Genomic DNA, 17,469 nt, shown 5'->3' on the forward strand with positions numbered 1-17,469 from the left:
CCCACGGGCGGTCGTGCTTACCTCCTCAACCTCAACCAGCTCCACCTTGCTTACAGGAGCTACTATCAGCTGGGCTATCCTATCACCCCTCTTTATAACAACCTCCTCCTCCCCAAGGTTTATCAGGAGAACCTTGACCTCCCCTCTGTAGTCCGCATCCACAGTCCCCGGAGAGTTCAGGACGGTTATCCCCTTCTTGAGGGCTAAACCACTCCTCGGTCTTACCTGTCCCTCGTAGCCTTCGGGTATCTCAAAGATAAAACCCGTAGGGATGAGGGCTCTTTCCATTGGCTTCAAGGTAAGGGGTGAACCGATGGCAGCTCTGAGATCCAAGCCTGCTGAGTGGTCGGTGGCGTAGGAAGGGAGCTCTATACCTTCCCCGTGGGGTAGCCTCTTTACCCTAACCCTGACCATCTCAGTCCAACCTGTCGGTCAGCTTCAGCCTTCCCTTCTCGTCTATGTCAAAGACCTTTACCTTTATCCTCTGACCAACGGAGAACCTGTCCCTTGCGTTCCTGACCCTCTCTTTCATGTTCTCAACGTGAAGGAGACCAACTTTTCCGGGCATTATCTCTACGAAAACTCCGTAGGGCTCCACCCTCGTCACCGTCCCTTCATAGACCTCTCCAACCTTGACCTCGGGAGCCTTCTCCCCATCAAGTCCGACGGTGGTCAGCTTCGGTCTCCCCATCTCATCAACCTCAAGGACCTTTACCTTGAGGACATCCCCGACGCTGTACTTGTCCGCCGCATGCCTTACTGGCTGTGCCATCTTGGAGACGTGAAGGAGACCAATTTTGCCAGGCATTATCTCTACGAAAACCCCGTAGGGCTCCACCCTAGTCACCGTCCCCTCATAGACCTTACCGACCTCAACGTCCTTTATGAGGCTCTCTATCATCTCTATCGCCTTGGCTATAGCCTCATCGGAGTAGCCTGTAAGGAACACCTTTCCTTCCTCCCCTACCCAGACCTTGACCTCGGTCTCCTCGTATATCTTCTTCACATTCGCTCCGCCGGGACCTATTATCAGGGGTGCCTTCTCCTCGGGGACTCTGTATATCACTATCCTCGGAGCGTAGGGGGAGAGCTCCTTTCTGGGCTCGGGTATAGCCTCGTACATCTTCTCAAGTATGTAGAGCCTCCCCTCCTTAGCCTGCTGTAGAGCCTCCCTCATTATCTCCCGGGTTATCCCCTTTATCTTTATGTCCATCTGAATGCTCGTCACACCGTCCCTCGTTCCAGCCACCTTGAAGTCCATGTCCCCAAGGTGGTCCTCATCTCCCAGGATGTCGGAGAGGATAACGTATCTTTCCCCCTCCTTTATGAGTCCCATAGCTATGCCTGACACGTGCTTTCCATCCCTCACGGGCACACCAGCATCAAACAGGGCTAAGGAACCACCGCAGACTGTCGCCATTGAGGTTGAGCCGTTGGACTCAAGGATGTCGGATACCACCCTTATTATGTAGGGGAACTCCTCCTCGTCGGGTATGACGGGCTCAAGGGCTCTCTCGGCGAGGGCTCCGTGTCCTATCTCCCTTCTCCTCGGGGGTCCCCAGGAGCGCGCCTCACCGCTTGAGAAGGGCGGGAAGTTGTAGTGAAGCATGAACCTCTTGAAGACCTCTCCCTCGGCTATCGTCTCTATCATCTGCGCCTCTTCGGGAGCGCCAAGGGTAACTGTCACGTAAGCCTGGGTCTGTCCTCTCGTAAACACCGCACTACCGTGCGGTCTCTCAAAGGGATGGACCTCTATCGTTATCGGTCTTATCTCGTTGGGCTTCCTTCCGTCTATCCTGACACCCTCGGTCAGTATCTTCTCCCTCATCAGCCTGCTCTCAAGCTTCTTGAAGAAGTAGCCTACGCTGAAGTGGAGCTCTTCGGGAACCTCGTGCCTCTCTATGAACTCGCTGAGTATTGAGGAGAGCGTCTTGTTCCTCTCCTTCTTGTCCTGTATTGAGAAGGCGGATACTATCTTCTCAGTGCACTCCTGTTCAAGAGCCTTAAGGAGACTCTCCTCAAGGCTGATACCCTCAAACTCAAACTTGGGCACGCCAGCCTTCTCTCTCAGCCTCTCCTGTGCCTCAAGGACCTCCCTTATAGCCTCCTGACCGAAGAAGAGAGCCTCGGTGATAACCTCTTCGGGCACCTCCTTGGCTCCACCCTCCACCATGACTATGGCTTCCTTGGTTCCAGCCATGACTATCTCAAGGTCAGCCTCCCTTCTCTCCTCGTAGGTGGGGTTTGCCACAAACTCACCGCCTACCCTGCATACCCTAACCCCGGCTATGGGTCCCTCAAAGGGTATCCTTGATATGTGGAGGGCTGCGGAGGCACCTGTTATGGCAAGGACATCGGGGTCGTAGAGGTCATCCGCTGAGAGGGTGAGGGCTGTTATGACGACGTCGTGAAAGAAGCCTTCGGGGAAGAGGGGTCTTATGGGTCTGTCTATAACCCTTGAGGCAAGTATCTCCCTCTCGGTGGGCTTGCCTTCCCTCTTTATGAAGCCTCCTGGAATCTTTCCGTAGGCTGAGGGTCTTTCTCTGTAATCAACCGTCAGCGGGGTGAAGTCAATCTCCCTGTTGGGTTCGTCGGACATCACAGCGGTTACCAGAACCGCCGTTCCCCCCTGCTTGACTACAACCGCACCGTCCGCCTGCTTTGCGTATCTACCTACCTCTATTATCAGGGGTTCCTTGCTGTTTCCTATCCTCGCGCTTTCCTCCATCTCACTTTACCTGAAGTCCCATCTTCTTGGATATCTCAACGTATCTCTGATAGTCGGTGTCCCTGAGGTACTCAAGGAGCTTCCTTCTCTTGTTGACCATGGCTATAAGTCCTCTCCTTGAGTGGACATCCTTCTTGTGCTTCTTCATGTGTTCTGTCAGCCTGTTGATTCTCTCCGTAAGGATGGCTATCTGGACCTCGGGAGAACCCGTATCACCTTCGTGCCTCTGAAATCCCTTTATGAGCTCCCACTTCTTCTCCTTAGAAAGGGGCATCCGCTTAGACCTCCTTATCAAAAGTTGCAATTTTTTATTATAACACCAACTCAGACCTCGTATATCCTGTCAAGTAGCTCCTTTGCCCTATCGGGGTCTACATCCTTCAGCTTTTTGTAAACCTCCCGGGCACTGTCCACCTTGCCCACACGGGCATAGGCAACCCCGAGCTTGAAGAGGAGCTCCGGGTCCTCGGGCTTTGACTCCAGCTCCTTCTTGAGGTCCTCTATCATCCTCTCAAGGAGACCTTCACCCATCTTGCTGAAAACGCCCTTGTAGTTCTTCCCAAACATGTAAAGTAATTTAGGTTCATGGAGTGGATAGAGGAAGAGCTCAGAAGGCTCGGGGAGTCCGGTCTTTACAGGGAAAGGGTCCAGAGGGAGGGTCTTCTTGACTTTTGCTCAAACGACTATCTCGGACTGAGGGACCACCCTGAAGTGGTGGAGGCTGCCAGAAGAGCACTTGAGGAGTACGGTCTCGGTTCGGGGGCGAGCCAGCTCGTCTCCGGATACACGAAGTATCACAGGATGCTTGAGGAGAGGCTCGCAAGCTTCAAGGGGACTCCGGACTGCGTCCTCTTTGGTTCTGGCTACCTCGCCAACACGGGGACCATTCCAGTCCTTGCCGGTGAGGGGGACCTCATCCTGAGCGATGAGCTGAACCACGCCTCCCTCATAGACGGGTGCAGGCTCTCAAAGGCTGAGCGAAGGGTCTTCAGGCACAGAGACTACGAAGAGCTTGAGGAAATTCTGAGAAAGGAGAGAAAAAGGTTCAGGAAGGTGGTTATAGTGACCGACAGCGTCTTCAGCATGGACGGGGACCTCGCAGACCTGAAGCTCCTCTACGAGCTTTCCGAAAGGTACGGATGCCTTCTCTACATAGACGATGCCCACGCGACAGGAACCATTGGAGAGGGAAGAGGAAGCCTCAGGGAGTTTGGTCTTGAGTGGAGGGAGAACGTCATAGTCATGGGCACCCTATCCAAGGCTCTTGGGAGCTACGGAGCCTTCGTATGTGGAAGCCCTGAGCTTGTCAGCCTTCTGGTAAACAGAGCGAGGAGCCTGATATTCACCACGTCCCTGCCTCCCCTTCTCTGCGCAGGCGCCCTCAGGAGCGTGGAGCTGATAGAGGAAAACCCCTCCCTTGTGAAGAGGTTAAGAGAGAGAACGGAGTTTATATACAGGGAGCTGAAGGACCTGACCTACGAGGTCAGGTTTTATGGAACACCCATAATACCGATAGTGGTCGGCGATGAGAAAAGGACCCTTGAGCTCTCCCTGAGGCTCAGGGAGAGGGGGATACTGCTTCAGGCTATAAGGTACCCCACGGTTCCAAAAGGGGAGGCGAGGCTCAGGCTTACCGTCAGCCTGAGGTACAGGGAAGAAGATATAGATAAACTTCTCAGAGAGCTTAAATTATTAAAGCCATGACCTTAAAAGAAAAGAAGTTCACTTACGAGGACTACCTCAAGCTGGAAGATGAGGGGAGATACGAAATTATAGGAGGGGAGCTACTTATGGCACCAGCACCCAGACCTTACCATCAGGATGTTTGCGCTCAGATATTCCTCACTCTAAGGGAGTTCGTAAAAAAGAATAAGCTGGGTAAGGTTTACTTTGCTCCCATTGACCTTATCCTTGATAAGGAGAACATAGTTCAGCCAGATATACTCTTTGTATCAGACAAGAACAAAAGAATAATAAAGGAAAGAGGTATATTTGGAACTCCAGACCTTATAGTTGAGGTCGTGTCTCCCTCAACCTTCGTAAGAGATACGGAGTATAAGAAGAGCCTCTACGAAAGGTTTGGAGTGAAGGAGTTCTGGCTTGCGTTCCCTAATGACAGGGTCTTTCAGGTGTGGAGTTTGACGGATAGGGGATACGAGCTCTACTCCTATGCGGAGGAGGAAGGTAAGGTCAATTCCAAACTTCTTGAAGGCTTTGAACTTGACATAAGAGACGTTTTTGAGGTGGACTAATTCCTTGACCGGCGGGTGAGAAGGAATTAAATTTAAACATCGGCTTTAGGGGGCGACTGGTTTCGACGGGGACCGGTGGTTCCCGGGGAGCAGGCAGGGTGGCAACCTTAACAGCCACTAACAACACTTCCCGAAGCTGAAGTCGCTCTCGCTGCCTAATTAAAAGGCAGCGCGCCTCAGGGAGGTTCGCCTCTGGCTGACCTGAAGGCGTCAGAGAACAGAGGCTCTGGGGGTTCCGACGCACGGTGAGGAATCCCCGAAACCTGAGCCGTGCTCCCCTTGGGGAGCCTGCCCGTGGGCGACCCGAGGGTAGAAGCAAACACGGGCTAAGCCTGTAGAGCCCCGGAAGAGCCACCGTCTTCGGACGCGGGTTCGATTCCCGCCGCCTCCACCAAAAACCACAAACACAAGCGCTACAATAAACTCCATGCACAGAATCCTCTCAAGCTACCAGAGCAAGTTCATCATCACCTTCTCGCTGGTTGGAATCCTATCAACACTTGTATTCGGGGTTTACGTCCACCTGAGCAATGGGGAGACCTTATACGCCCTCTTTGAGCTTTTCCTCGTCCTCATAGCTGCTGCCAACCTCCTCGTCTTCCATTACAAACGGAACTACGAACTCGCCTCCAACACGATCCTCGCCCTCATGGTGCTCATCCTCTCCTTCCTCCTTTACACCGGAGGTTATAGAGGAACAGGTCTGGTGTGGGTTTACACCTTCCCTCTTCTGAGCTTCTTCTTAAAAGACCACAGGTCTGCCTTCGGCTGGAACCTTCTCCTTATAATCTCAGCAGCTCTGCTCCTTGTATTTGATAGGCTCGGTTTGATAGATGTTTACTACGACTACATTACCCTGAGACAGGCTTTCGGTGCCTACCTTGCGGTTATGCTCCTTTCCTTCTTCTACAGCCTGATAATATCAAGGCTCATAAACACCCTTCAGGAGAAGGCTGTGAAGGACCCCCTCACGGGTCTATACAACAGAGCCTTCACCTTTGAGACCCTTTCCAAGCTCGTGGGTGTTCTCAGCAGAAGCAAAGGCACAACCTACTGCCTCATATACATAGACCTTGACAACTTCAAGAGTGTGAACGACACCTACGGACACGAAACGGGGGACAAGGTTTTCGTTGATTTCGCAAACCTGCTGAGCACAAAGTTTCGCAAAGGTGACGTGATAGGGAGGTTTGGAGGGGATGAGTTTATCATCATAGCCCACGACTGCATCAGGGAAAAGCTGAAAGCCCGTCTGGAGGAGCTCAGGAGAGAGGTTGAGAAGAGGTTTGCCACCTACGGCATATCCCTAAGCTACGGTGTGGTGGAGCTTCCCTTGGAGGGTAACGACCCAGACCTCCTTATAAAGCTTGCGGACAGCAGGATGTACGAGATGAAACGTTCCAGAAAGGAGTAATTAGCCTATATTTTTGAAGACAGGAGGAAGAGATGAGGTACAGAAGTGACGTTATAAAGAAGGGTGTGGAGAGAGCGCCCCACAGGGCACTGCTCAGAGCCTGCGGTCTCTCGGAGGAGGATTTTGACAAGCCCCTCATAGGTATAGCCAACTCTTACATAGACATAATCCCGGGGCACGTTCACCTGAGGGAGTTTGTCCAGCCCATAAAGGAAGAGGTGAGGAAGCTGGGCGGTGTTCCCATAGAGTTCAACGTTATAGGGGTTGACGATGGTATAGCCATGGGACATTACGGCATGCACTACTCCCTGCCCTCAAGGGAGCTCATAGCGGACTCAATAGAGACCGTGGTGAACGCCCATCAGCTTGATGCCCTGATATGCATCCCCAACTGCGACAAGATAGTCCCCGGGATGCTTATGGGAGCTATGAGGGTTAACGTGCCAACGGTGTTCATAAGCGGCGGTCCGATGCTCGCCGGGGAGCACGAAGGCAAGAAGATAGACCTGATATCTGTCTTTGAAGGGATAGGAGAGCTAAAGAGTGGAAGGATAACCGAAAAGGAGCTCCAGGTTATAGAACAGAACGCCTGCCCCACCTGCGGGAGCTGCGCTGGTATGTTCACAGCCAACTCAATGAACTGTCTGACGGAGGTTCTCGGTCTTGCCCTGCCGGGCAACGGGACGATCTTAGCCATAGATCCGAGGAGGGAGCTCCTCGCACGGGAGGCTGTGAAGAGGCTTATGGAGCTTCTGGAGAAGGGTGTGAGGGCGAAGGACATACTTACAGAGGAGGCGATAGACGATGCCTTCACCGTTGATATAGCCATGGGCGGGTCCTCCAACACCATACTTCACCTGCTCGCGATAGCGAGGGAGGCGGGTATAGAGTACGACCTTGGCAAGATAAACGAGATATCAAAGAGGACTCCCACCATATGCAAGATAGCACCAGCCTCAAACTACCACATAGAGGACCTTGACAGGGTGGGCGGAATCCCGACGATACTTAAGGAGCTCTCCAAGAGGGAAGGACTACTCCATCTGGACAGACCCACGGTGAGCGGCAGAACCCTCGGTGAGATAGCATCCCAGGCTCCCGATGCGGACGGCGAGGTGGTGAGAAGGATAGAGGACCCCTACTCCGAAGATGGCGGTATAGCGATACTCTTTGGAAACCTCGCTCCCGAAGGGGCTGTTGTTAAGAGTGCGGGTGTGGTTGAGAGCATGCTCAGGTTCAGAGGGAAGGCTATATGCTTTGACTCGGAGGAGGAAGCTATAGAGGGGATACTCGGTGGAAAGGTCAAACCCGGGCACGTTGTCGTGATAAGGTACGAAGGACCGAAGGGCGGACCCGGTATGAGGGAGATGCTCTCACCGACCTCAGCCATAGTGGGAATGGGTCTCGGCGATAAGGTCGCTCTCATAACCGACGGGAGGTTCTCGGGAGGAACGAGGGGTGCCTGCATAGGACACGTCTCTCCTGAGGCTGCCTCGGGAGGTCCAATAGGCGTGGTCAGGGACGGAGACGAGATACTGATAGACATACCCGCCAGAAGGCTTGAGCTCCTTATATCCGAGGAGGAGCTCAGGAGAAGGCTTGAGGAGTTCGTTCCCAAGAAAAAAGATATACCGAGCTCCTGGCTCAGGAGGTACGCAAAGCTCGTAACCGACGCCTCAAAAGGAGCCATCCTGCAAGCCTGATGCTCCTCTTCGTCTCCCTCTTCTTCCTCACCTACTCCCTTCTCCACTATTACGCCTACAGGAAGCTCAGCTCAGCCTTCCAGCCAAAACCCCTTATCAGGGTCTTCATCCTTCTCTTCTTCACCTTCACGACCCTCTCCCCCGCCATCTGGAGGCTCCTTGACAGGAGGGGCTTTTCTGAGGCAAGCCACCTCTTAGCCTTAGGTGGTCTCCTCTGGATGGGCTTCCTTATATACTTCTTCCTCGTCGGGATACTCATTGACTTCTACAGGAGGTTCCACTCCCCCACGCCCAGGAGGGCGTTCTTCCTCACCCTCATCCTATCAATTCTTCTAAGCGCCTACAGCCATGCGGAGACATACTTCCTGAGGGTTGAGAGGTTCACCCTGAGAACCCCAAAGCTACCGGAGGGAACGAGGGTAAAGGTGCTTCACATATCCGACCTGCATCTCGGTCCGGTGATGAGGGAGGACAAGGTCAGGCTCGTCCTTGAGGTCTATGAGCGGGAGAGACCGCAGGTGGTCGTTGCCACAGGAGACATCGTTGACGGCAACATGCAGAGCCTCGTTTACCTTGCTCAGATGCTGAAGAGGATAGACCCACCCCTCGGGAAGTTCGCCGTCACCGGAAATCACGAGTACTACGCAGGTCTTGAGCAGTCCCTTGAGTTCTTAAAGAGGGCGGGTTTCAGGGTTTTGAGGGGTGAAAGCACCGCCGTAGGCGGTCTCTTAAACATAGTCGGGGTTGATGACCCCGACGGGAAAAGGCTCGGCTACAGTATATTCACCGACGAGCTTGAGGCACTGAAGGGGGCAGACCCGAGGAGGTTCACGATACTTCTCAAGCACAGACCGACAGTTGACAGGAGGGTCCTTGACAGGGTTGACCTCATACTCGCAGGGCACACCCACGGGGGCGTTCTCTTCTTCGTGGGCTACACCGGTTTGAGGCTAATCTTTGAAACTGACAGGGGAGTGAAGGAGCTCGCCCCGGGAAAGTACATAGTGGTCAGTAAGGGGGTGGGAACTGGCGGACCACCGATGAGGCTCCTATCACCTCCTGACGTGTATGTGATTGAGATAGTGGGTGTCAGAGCTCAATCTCCACGAGCTTCTCTCTCGCCCTCTCTCCCCTGAGCAGCTTTACGGCGCTCTTCCTAACACCGAAGTGTCTTGCAAGGAGCTCAAGGAGCCTTTCGTTAGCCCTTCCCTTCTCGGGAGGGGCAGAGACGCTGACCTCAAGGCGGTCTTCCGAAAGCCTGACGACCTTCTCCTTCTTAGAGCCGGGCTTCACCCTGACCCAGAGCCTCATTCTTCGGGTAGCTCCCTCTCGCTCTTGTATATGACGGTGTAAACGATGGTAAAGCCGTCTATCCCGTGTTCCCTCGCGTGGGTCACCTTCACATCAACAACCTCTCCTCCCTCGTCGTATATGGCGTCAAGGACCTCATTGAGCTTCTCGGTTATCTCCGAGGTGGTTCCCTCAATATCTATCACGAGTGCGTTCAACTTCATCACTATTATTATAGAAGGATGCCCAAGGTAAGGCTAAAGAAGAGGATAAGGGGAAGGCTGAGGAAGAGAGAGCCCAAGCTGATTGAGATATACGAGAGAAAGTTCATAGAGACCCTCAAGGAGCTCAGGATTCCCCTCCTCATGCTCCACACAGCGATAACCATCGGGACCCTCGGCTACATGCTCCTCTCAGGTGGGGACTTCATAAACTCCTTCTACATGACAATAATAACCATAGGAACGATAGGCTTCGGTGAGGTGGTAGCCGGAAGCGGTACCCCCTACGGGAGGATATTCTCTTCCTTCTTAGCCCTCGCGGGTATAGGTGTATTCACGACCTCGGTGACAGTGATAGTGAGGGTCTTCGTTAAGGAGGATATAATTTCTCTTTACAGGGCTATCAAGATGCTGAGGGAGATTGAGGAGCTTGAGGGGCACTACCTTATATGCGGATACGACAAGACCTCCGCCTGGCTCGCAAAAACGCTGAAGAAGAGGAAGATTGAGTTCGTTGTGATAGAGGAAAAGCCCGAGGCTCTCAAGTACCTTCAGGAGCACAACATAAAGTACTTCATAGCTGAGGAGCCCCACAAGAGGTCTGTCCTGATATCCGCTGGTATAAAGAGGGCGAGGGGCATGGTGGTTAACCTCGGGGAGGACGCTAAGAACATAGCGGTCATAGTGACCGCAAGGCTCGTGAGACCATCAAAGGAGGACTTCTACATATACTCCTTCGCCTCCGGTGAGGGGGCTGCCCAGAAGATGGAGGAGCTCGGGGCAAACAAAACTCTCGTTCCCAACAAGCTTCTTGCTACGAGGCTGGCAGCCTACATATTCCACACCGGTTCAGCCTTCATATCCGACCTCTTTGACAGGATAGCTTTCGGTGAGGAGGCAGACATAGATATCCTTGAGTTCAGGGTTGAGCCGGGCTCTCCTCTAATCGGGAAGAAGCTCAAGGACATAGACCTGAGAAAGAGCCTGAAGGTTACCGTTATTGCCATAAGGAAGCCTGACGGCTACCTTGACGTGACGATATCGGGGGAGAGCGTGGTTGAGGAGGGGGATACCCTCATACTCTTCGGACATCCAAAGAACCTTAGAAATGCTCAGAAGATTCTCTTAGAGCGGGCTGTCTCCCTCATAGGAGGTGAGAGGTGAGGTACAAAAAGATACTTACCGACTTTTTCATACTCATGTCCCTTACCACAAACATAAGCTTCATAGTCAGTCCCAACGGGTACGAGCTCGTCATAACGGTGGCGATGAACCTCGCCGCTACCATCCTCAAGATAGGTGAGGGGAAGGTTCTCTCAACGGAGATGCTCGCCTCAAGCCTCGTGGCAGACCTTCACCTGATACCAGCGGTCTTCCTCTTTTACCTGGGGGACCAGATAGAGGCTGTGGGTCTTGCGGAGGGAGCCTTAGCCGCCAACGTCATATCGGTTGTTATCTCAATAATTGAGACCGTCCTGAGCGCCTTCACCGAAGAGGAGGAGTAGTCAGATATACTTCAGGATAGTCATGTCTCTCGTGTCGGCAACTATCCTCATAAGAGCCTCGTAGGCTGTCCTATACCTCGTGTACTCCATTATGCTCTCCGAAAGGTCCGCCTCTTCGTTGTCGGACTTCTGCTTCTTCAGGACGTCCATCCTGTTCTCCTGAACCTTCTGCTGGTCCCTCACCTGGGAGAGGATGCTCCCAAACCTCCCCCTCTCAGCCACAACCTTGTCGTAGGCACGCTGATTTGCCATCAGATCTGAGTCATCGGGACTCAATCCACTGGCGAGCTTATCCTTTATCTCAGATATCAGCTGAAAGACGTTCTGGCTGTAGAAGTTTCCCAGAGGTGTTCCCGAAAAGCTGACCGTGAGGCTTGTTGCCACATCCTCGGGTATGAGCCTGAGGGTGTACTGTCCGTTGGCTGTCTGGTGGACGAAGGACTTAACCCTTCCGGGGTCCAGGGAGTTGTAGATAGCCGATAGGTTCTTAAGGCTGTCGCTCTCAAGGACGTTGTTTCCCGTGTCGGATATGTAGTTATCGGGGGGAGAGTCGGTATCCACTATCTTCAGTGTGTAGCTCCCGTCGGGGTTTGTGACGAGGGAGGCGCTTATGTTCTGACCGCCGAAGGCGGCGTTTATCTGGGCTATTAGACCGTTGAGAGAGTAGCTCCCGTAGTTGGTAATCCTTGCTATCTCGTTCATACCGCTGTCCATGAGGATAAGGTCCCCGTCAAGTCCGTAGCTGGAGAGGGGAGCATCGGGGTCCTCAACCTTAGCCGCCAGATACCAGACACCCCTGCCGTAATCAACGCTCACGTTTGTTGAGTCATAGCTCACCGTGAGGGTTCCGGAGGCTCCAAGGGAAGCTGTATCGCTCGGGTATAGGGTGTCCATCTGATAGACGTTGGTGGAGAAGACCTTACTCCCTGGTGAGAAGACTTCAACGAAGCTCTCCTCGTCTATCTGGACTTGGTAGCTCTCGCCGGAGCCTTGGTAGGTGAAGCTGTCGGAGAAGGGCTTTGTGGTCAGGGCTGAGCCGGAGAATATGTAGTTCTCCCCTACCTTCTCGTTCGCTCTGTCAAGAAGGAAGCCAAGAGCTTCCTCAAACTCGGTGCTCAGAGCCTTGAGGGCATCGGCGGTGTGTACCTCGTTCTTTGCCTGAACAGCCTTTGTGTAGAGGAACTTTATCTTGTCCGACATCTTGGAGAGGGTGAAGTCAACGTAGGTAAGGTTAACATCGGAGAAGAGCCTGTTCCTTGAGAACTGGGAAAGCTGGGCTATGTCCTTCCTGAGGGTGATTATGTTGAAGGTGGCAACAGGGTCGTCGGATATGTTCTGAACCCTCTTTCCCGTTGATATTTCCACCGTCTTGCGGGCTATCTGCTCCCTTATCCTCTCATCCTGCTGCTGAAAGACCGTGTAGAGCAGGTTATCGGGCACCTTCATTGCTCACCTCACATGTTCAGAGTTGTCTGGAGAAGCTCGTCTATCGTGGTAACTATCTTCGCAACCGCCTCGTAGGTTCTCTTTACCTTCATTATCTCCATGAACTCCCTGTCTATGGAGACACCTTGCATCTCCTTCAGCTTCCTGTCCAGGGACTCAAGCAGGGCTGACTCAATCCTGAGCTTATCCTTTACATCCGCTTGAGTGGTGGATATATCGCCTATAAAAGCGTTTACCTTTGACTTTGTTGAGTCCCACCAGCCGTTGGCAAGGTCGCTGAAGGTGTCGGTCAGGGAGAAGGCGATGTCATCTATGTCCGCACGGAGGGTGCTCACGGGAGCTATGTCCGATGCGCTTGTCCCTGTAAAGACGGGGGAGCTTTCGTAGAAGTTGCCTCCGCTGTCCTGAACGGAGTAATCGGGGTTGGAGTTATCTATCCTGAGGGTGTAGGTCCCGTCGGGATTGTTCACAACCGTTGCAGAGAAGCCTGCACCGGTGAGGGCTGCGTTCGTATTTATGGCATTGGCAAGGTTGTTCAGGCTCTGGGTCCCGTAATTACTGATAGTTGCAAGAAGGGTGGGGGGTGTCGTTGAGTTGTCGTAGAAGCTGAGTTCTCCGTCAAGTCCGTAGGTGGAGAGGGGGGCGGTCGGGTCTGGAACGTTCTGGACAAGGTACCACGTTCCGCTGTTTTCCCTTGGGAGCTTCACGTTGGATATCAGCTCTTTGGCTATATCGCTCAGCTCACCCTTGAACCTCGCAAGGTCTGTCCGGGCGTCAAGGAGAGCCTTCACCTTCCCTGACTCAATCACGTCGGTTATATCAACATCGTTCCCGTCCTTTGACTTCCAGTAGAGCCTGCCGGCTCTGTACTCAAGCTGCCAGTAGTTGTCCTGAAAGTCAACGAGGGCAAACCCCTTCGTAGTTATAACCTTGACCCTTCCTATCTCGTCCTGTCTGACGTCTATGTTTATCAGCTCGGAGAGCTCCCTCAGGTACTTGTCCCTCGTATCAAGGAGGTTCTTGTAATCCTTCCCCCGGGCGTAGTTCTGGGCATACATCACCGTTATCTCCCGGTTTATGCTGAATATCTTCCTGCTCAGCTCGTTTATCCGGGCTGTAACGTCCCTGAGGTTGTAGTCAATACTCGCATCAAGCTTATCAATGTCCTTCGTCTTGTTCCTGAGGAAGCTCGCAAGGCTGTTGGCTGAGTTGTAGAGCTCGTCCTTTGCTCCGCCGTTGGTGGGGTCCTTCATAAGGTCAAGGTAGGCTTTGTAGAACCTGTTCACGTAGTCGTTTATCCCCGTGCCCTCAAAGAGCTCCTGAAATATACCCTCAACGTTACCGAGGACACCGCTTCGTTCCTCAAGGTAGGTGGTGAGGGAGAGCTTGCTGTTTCTCAGGTTCACGTAGTAGATGTTCTGGTCTCTGCGAACATCCTGAAAGTTTATGCCTGCAGGGGCGAAGCTCTCCACCACCGGGTCTTCCTGAACATAGTCAGGGTTGTTGGCGTTTATAACGTTCCTGTTGTGTATGTCAAGGGACTTCCTGTATATCTCAAGAGCCTGGGATATTATCCCGAAAGAGGCACCAAACATCACACCCTCCTGGAGAACAGGCTTCCGCCACCCTTTTCCAGAAGGGGTCTCAGCCCGCCCGATATTATCTCCAAGTTCCTGTTAAGGAGGTGCTTCAGCTCCTCATACTCCTCCTTCACCTGCCTGAGTTCCTGAGGGGAAGAGGCTCTCATAATAGCCAGGAGTTCCTCAAACTCCCCCTCAAGTCCATCAACGCCGAAGGGGTCAAGAAGTCTGTTCCTGATAGAGGAGAGCTTCTCCTTCAGGGCACTCAATCCCAACCTCCTATAATATTCATCGTCACTTCCCGATTTACTTTTAAAGGAGGACTGGGCATGAGTATAAAGGGGAAGCTCCTTGCTGTTAACCTTCTCGTTATAGCTGTTGGGGTCTTCATAGCATCCGTTCTCTACACAACGGAGAGGAGAGTATCAAAGTCAATTGACGACGTTCAGAAGGCTGTCAAGGAGCTTGACATTTACAAAGACATGAAGATGAACATGCTCTTTGCGGCTATTGCGGTGAGAAACCTCATATTCAACCCGCAGGACGAAGAGGCGAGGAAGGAGATAAAGGAGAACATAAAGGGCTTTATGGAGAAGCTCGCAGTTCTCAGGAAGAGGGAGAAGGAGCTTAGCAAGGAGGAGGCGGAGCTTACCAGAAACTTAGCCTTCTTCACCTATCAGGGAGACATTGAGAACGTCATACAGCTCCTTGAGCTGGAGGCTTACGATGAGGCGAAGCAGGCTCTTATAGAGGCGGAGAAAAAGGGCTTTAAGGATACGATAGACACCCTTGACAGGCTAATAAAGCTCAGGCTCGCTCAGATAAAGAAAGAGCAGGAAGAGCTCAAGAAGGACGTAGCCCTCGCCAACAACTTGGTCATTGGGGTAACGGTGCCCTCAATACTGATAGTCTCCATAGCCCTCTGGCTCGTTTCAAGGGGAATAATAAACAACATAGGGGAGCTCTCCACAAAGGTTGAGGAACTCTCCAAGAACATGAGGTTCAGTCAGGTTGAGTTCAAGAGGTTCAAGAACGAGCTTGATAAACTCGTGGATTCGTTGAGCAAGATGGTGGGAGATATAGGGAGCGCTATATCCTCAATAAGGGACGTGATGATGCAGGTCTCAAAGGGGAACCTGAAGGTCAGGGTTGAGGGAGACTACAGGGGAAGCCTTGGGGAACTCAAGAACTACATAAACAGCTCTCTCAACGACCTGCAGGGAGCCCTGAGGAACGTTAAGGAAGGGCTTGAGAGCATAACCGAGAGCATAAAGGTTCTTAACGGTAATGCCCAGAAGATTGAGCAGGAGAACGACAACCTCAACAGCAGTATAGCGAGCATAATGACCTCTATAGACGAGGTGTCGGAGGCTGTGAGACAGATATCGGAAGAGACCCTGAGGGCGAGAAACGTATCCCTTGATATGGAGGAGAGCATAAAGTCGGGTAAGGAGAAGGTTGATGTGATGCACAGCGCGATGGGAAATATAGTTAACGTGAGCAGGGAGATAAGCTCCATAACGGAGACGATAATAACGATAGCGGAGCAGACAAACCTCTTAGCCCTGAACGCTGCGATAGAGGCTGCGAGGGCTGGAGAGATGGGAAGGGGCTTCGCGGTTGTGGCGGATGAGGTGAGGAGGCTGGCGGAGATATCGGGGAACGCTGCAAAGGAGATAGCGGAGCTGGTTGAGAAGGCTGTAAGCACCGTTGAGGAAGGAAAGAACGCCTCAGAGGATGTGGTTGAGAGCTACAGAAAGATTGAGGAGGTCACTCAGGAGATAGCCAACGCTATAAACACCATAGCAACAGCCATGGAGGAGCAGAGCAGAGCGATAGACATAATAAGGGACAACATGACCGAGATAACGACCATATCCGAGAAGAACACAGAGAGCGTGAAGGAGATGGTGGGAGAGATAGGTAGGATCAGCCAGACTGCGGACCAGGTTGAGGAAAGAATGAAGAACTTTGATGTCTGACCTCCCGCCTGAAGGCGAGGTAGAACAGAAGTGCCCTGAGAAACATCTCAACGGTCATGAAGGTCCAGGGCACGAGAGGAGAGTGGATTACCTTGAGGAAGAGGTAGGAGGGCAGTATCCTGAAAAGCCAGAAGGAGGCTATGTTTATCACCATCGTAACGGTTGTCCTGCCCATGCCCTTGAGCGCCCCTGAGAAGATGACCGCATAAGCCATCGGAACCTGGGATATGCCCACTATGACGAGGTAGTAAACAGCCCAGCTTATAACCTCGGGGTCCCTGCTGAAGGGAAGGGTCAGATACTTAGGAAAGAGGATGAGGAACAAGCCCAGAAGACCCATCAGGGAGGCGGTGAGGTTTGCGGTGAATTTAACACCGTAGATTAACCCCTGAAGGTTCCTTGCCCCGTAGTTTTGCCCCGCTATGACCGTGCTTGCCACCATGAAGCCAAAGCCCACCATGAAGGATACACTCTCAACCCTGAGCCCTACCTGATGGGCGGCGAGGACCTTGTCCCCGAACTTAGCTAAAAAGCCCACGAAAACGTTGAAGGACAGGCTCGTTACAGCCCTCTCCACCGCGGTGGGTGTCCCTATCCTGAGCATCCTTAGGAATACATCCCTCTCAATCCTGAGATGAAGGGGGAAGGGCTTACCCCTGAAGGTGGTCAGGTAGGTATACACGAGGAAGGCGAAGAGCTCAGAGAGGACTATACCCCAGCCAGCACCTCTGACGCCGAGCCCAGGGAAGCCGAGCTTGCCGTATATGAGCACGTAAGCTGTGGATATGTTTATCACGTTCATCACTATCGCTACCTTCATGGGAGTCCTCGTGTCCCCCGCTCCGTTGAATGCCCCGTAGAAGGTGTTCGTCATAAAACCGATGGTTATGAACCAGAATATTGGTGTCAGATAGCCCTCAGCGAGGGCTACCACGGTATGTGAGGCGCCGAGCAGAGCCATAAGGTATAGGACGAGGTCCTTACCCCAGAAGGTAAGGGGGAGGGCTATGAGGAAGGAGAGAAGCAGACCAACCGACAGAACGGGTGAGGGGTCTTCACCTGCGCCGACCCTCTGGGCTACGAGAACGCTCGTCCCTGTGTAGGAGAGCGCCATCAGGGAGTATATGAACCACAGAAGTGAGAGGCTGAAGCCCACGGCAGCTACCGCTGAGGCTGAGATACCAGAGACGAGGACGAGGGAGAACATGCTCTCTACCGTGTAGAGGAGGTTGACCACTATTATCGGGAAGGCGAGCCTGAGTATCTTCCGGGCGTTCTCCCTTAGCGGGGCGGAGGGGTCTATGAGGACCTTCTGCATAAGGTATTCATTATAAGTTCACCGCGAAGC

Annotated in this window: 18 protein-coding genes and 1 other RNA gene; 9 read left to right on the forward strand and 10 right to left on the reverse strand. The window is 52.9% G+C overall.

What is annotated here, in order from left to right; genetic code table 11:
• From dut to AC1HCM_RS03300, 4 genes are all read right to left on the reverse strand, one after another.
• A partial coding sequence (dut, locus tag AC1HCM_RS03285; protein WP_479460351.1) for a dUTP diphosphatase occupies window positions 1-414 on the reverse strand: 414 nt, incomplete at its 3' end.
• 1 nt (window position 415) lies between these two features.
• Entirely contained in the window at window positions 416-2,728 is a 2,313-nt protein-coding gene (locus tag AC1HCM_RS03290) for a polyribonucleotide nucleotidyltransferase (protein ID WP_479460352.1), read from the reverse strand.
• A gap of 1 nt (window position 2,729) precedes the next feature.
• On the reverse strand, window positions 2,730-3,002 hold the full coding sequence (gene rpsO, locus AC1HCM_RS03295) for a 30S ribosomal protein S15 (protein WP_479460353.1): 273 nt from the start codon (window positions 3,000-3,002) through the stop codon (window positions 2,730-2,732).
• Window positions 3,003-3,052: 50 nt separating this feature from the next.
• Window positions 3,053-3,295, reverse strand: coding sequence for a tetratricopeptide repeat protein (locus tag AC1HCM_RS03300; protein ID WP_479460354.1), 243 nt, complete (start codon window positions 3,293-3,295; stop codon window positions 3,053-3,055).
• Between the two features lie 18 nt (window positions 3,296-3,313).
• Here AC1HCM_RS03300 and bioF point away from each other — a divergent pair, with 18 nt between their 5' ends.
• The 6 genes from bioF (at window position 3,314) to AC1HCM_RS03330 (ending at window position 9,233) form a co-directional block, all read left to right on the forward strand.
• Window positions 3,314-4,432, forward strand: coding sequence for an 8-amino-7-oxononanoate synthase (bioF, locus tag AC1HCM_RS03305; protein ID WP_479460355.1), 1,119 nt, complete (start codon window positions 3,314-3,316; stop codon window positions 4,430-4,432).
• On the forward strand, window positions 4,429-4,980 hold the full coding sequence (locus AC1HCM_RS03310; RefSeq protein WP_479460356.1) for a Uma2 family endonuclease: 552 nt from the start codon (window positions 4,429-4,431) through the stop codon (window positions 4,978-4,980). Before bioF ends, AC1HCM_RS03310 begins: the two co-directional genes overlap by 4 nt.
• Before the next feature lie 48 nt (window positions 4,981-5,028).
• Window positions 5,029-5,374: a transfer-messenger RNA gene (ssrA, locus tag AC1HCM_RS03315) on the forward strand.
• Window positions 5,375-5,407: 33 nt separating this feature from the next.
• A complete protein-coding gene (locus tag AC1HCM_RS03320; RefSeq protein ID WP_479460357.1) occupies window positions 5,408-6,394 on the forward strand; it encodes a GGDEF domain-containing protein in 987 nt (328 codons plus the stop codon).
• 32 nt (window positions 6,395-6,426) lie between these two features.
• Complete coding sequence (gene ilvD, locus AC1HCM_RS03325; RefSeq protein WP_479460358.1) at window positions 6,427-8,097, forward strand: dihydroxy-acid dehydratase; 1,671 nt, start codon at window positions 6,427-6,429, stop codon at window positions 8,095-8,097.
• Window positions 8,097-9,233 (forward strand): metallophosphoesterase, encoded by a 1,137-nt coding sequence (locus tag AC1HCM_RS03330; protein ID WP_479460359.1) that lies wholly within the window; start codon window positions 8,097-8,099, stop codon window positions 9,231-9,233. Before ilvD ends, AC1HCM_RS03330 begins: the two co-directional genes overlap by 1 nt.
• On the opposite strand, the gene AC1HCM_RS03335 is transcribed toward AC1HCM_RS03330, so the two are convergent.
• Both AC1HCM_RS03335 and AC1HCM_RS03340 read right to left on the reverse strand, forming a co-directional pair.
• On the reverse strand, window positions 9,187-9,408 hold the full coding sequence (locus AC1HCM_RS03335) for a DUF167 domain-containing protein (protein WP_479460360.1): 222 nt from the start codon (window positions 9,406-9,408) through the stop codon (window positions 9,187-9,189). The genes AC1HCM_RS03330 and AC1HCM_RS03335 overlap by 47 nt on opposite strands.
• The gene (locus AC1HCM_RS03340; RefSeq protein WP_479460361.1) at window positions 9,405-9,611 is read right to left on the reverse strand and encodes a hypothetical protein; all 207 of its coding nucleotides are present in this window, start codon (window positions 9,609-9,611) and stop codon (window positions 9,405-9,407) included. Before AC1HCM_RS03340 ends, AC1HCM_RS03335 begins: the two co-directional genes overlap by 4 nt.
• Before the next feature lie 18 nt (window positions 9,612-9,629).
• On the opposite strand from AC1HCM_RS03340, the gene AC1HCM_RS03345 reads away from it, so the two are divergent.
• Both AC1HCM_RS03345 and AC1HCM_RS03350 read left to right on the forward strand, forming a co-directional pair.
• The gene (locus tag AC1HCM_RS03345; protein WP_479460362.1) at window positions 9,630-10,772 is read left to right on the forward strand and encodes a potassium channel family protein; all 1,143 of its coding nucleotides are present in this window, start codon (window positions 9,630-9,632) and stop codon (window positions 10,770-10,772) included.
• Window positions 10,769-11,113, forward strand: a complete 345-nt coding sequence (locus tag AC1HCM_RS03350) for a DUF6394 family protein (protein ID WP_479460363.1) — start codon at window positions 10,769-10,771, stop codon at window positions 11,111-11,113. The genes AC1HCM_RS03345 and AC1HCM_RS03350 overlap by 4 nt, the downstream gene beginning before the upstream one ends.
• Here the strand turns inward: AC1HCM_RS03350 and flgL are convergent, their stop codons facing one another.
• Genes flgL through AC1HCM_RS03365 form a run of 3 tightly spaced genes read right to left on the reverse strand, consistent with a single transcriptional unit; the run spans window position 11,114 to window position 14,408 of the window.
• Window positions 11,114-12,559: a flagellar hook-associated protein FlgL gene (gene flgL / locus AC1HCM_RS03355; protein ID WP_479460364.1), complete on the reverse strand. Its 1,446-nt coding sequence runs from the start codon at window positions 12,557-12,559 to the stop codon at window positions 11,114-11,116.
• Window positions 12,560-12,567: 8 nt separating this feature from the next.
• Window positions 12,568-14,154, reverse strand: coding sequence for a flagellar hook-associated protein FlgK (gene flgK, locus AC1HCM_RS03360; RefSeq protein WP_479460365.1), 1,587 nt, complete (start codon window positions 14,152-14,154; stop codon window positions 12,568-12,570).
• The gene (locus tag AC1HCM_RS03365; protein ID WP_479460366.1) at window positions 14,154-14,408 is read right to left on the reverse strand and encodes a hypothetical protein; all 255 of its coding nucleotides are present in this window, start codon (window positions 14,406-14,408) and stop codon (window positions 14,154-14,156) included. The genes flgK and AC1HCM_RS03365 overlap by 1 nt, the downstream gene beginning before the upstream one ends.
• A gap of 60 nt (window positions 14,409-14,468) precedes the next feature.
• On the opposite strand from AC1HCM_RS03365, the gene AC1HCM_RS03370 reads away from it, so the two are divergent.
• Window positions 14,469-16,121: a methyl-accepting chemotaxis protein gene (locus AC1HCM_RS03370; RefSeq protein ID WP_479460367.1), complete on the forward strand. Its 1,653-nt coding sequence runs from the start codon at window positions 14,469-14,471 to the stop codon at window positions 16,119-16,121.
• Here AC1HCM_RS03370 and AC1HCM_RS03375 read toward each other — a convergent pair.
• The gene (locus AC1HCM_RS03375) at window positions 16,069-17,439 is read right to left on the reverse strand and encodes an MATE family efflux transporter (protein WP_479460368.1); all 1,371 of its coding nucleotides are present in this window, start codon (window positions 17,437-17,439) and stop codon (window positions 16,069-16,071) included. The two genes, AC1HCM_RS03370 and AC1HCM_RS03375, sit on opposite strands and share 53 nt — an antisense overlap.
• Between the last annotated feature and the right edge of the window lie 30 nt (window positions 17,440-17,469).

It is taken from the genome of Hydrogenivirga sp., assembly GCF_056450045.1.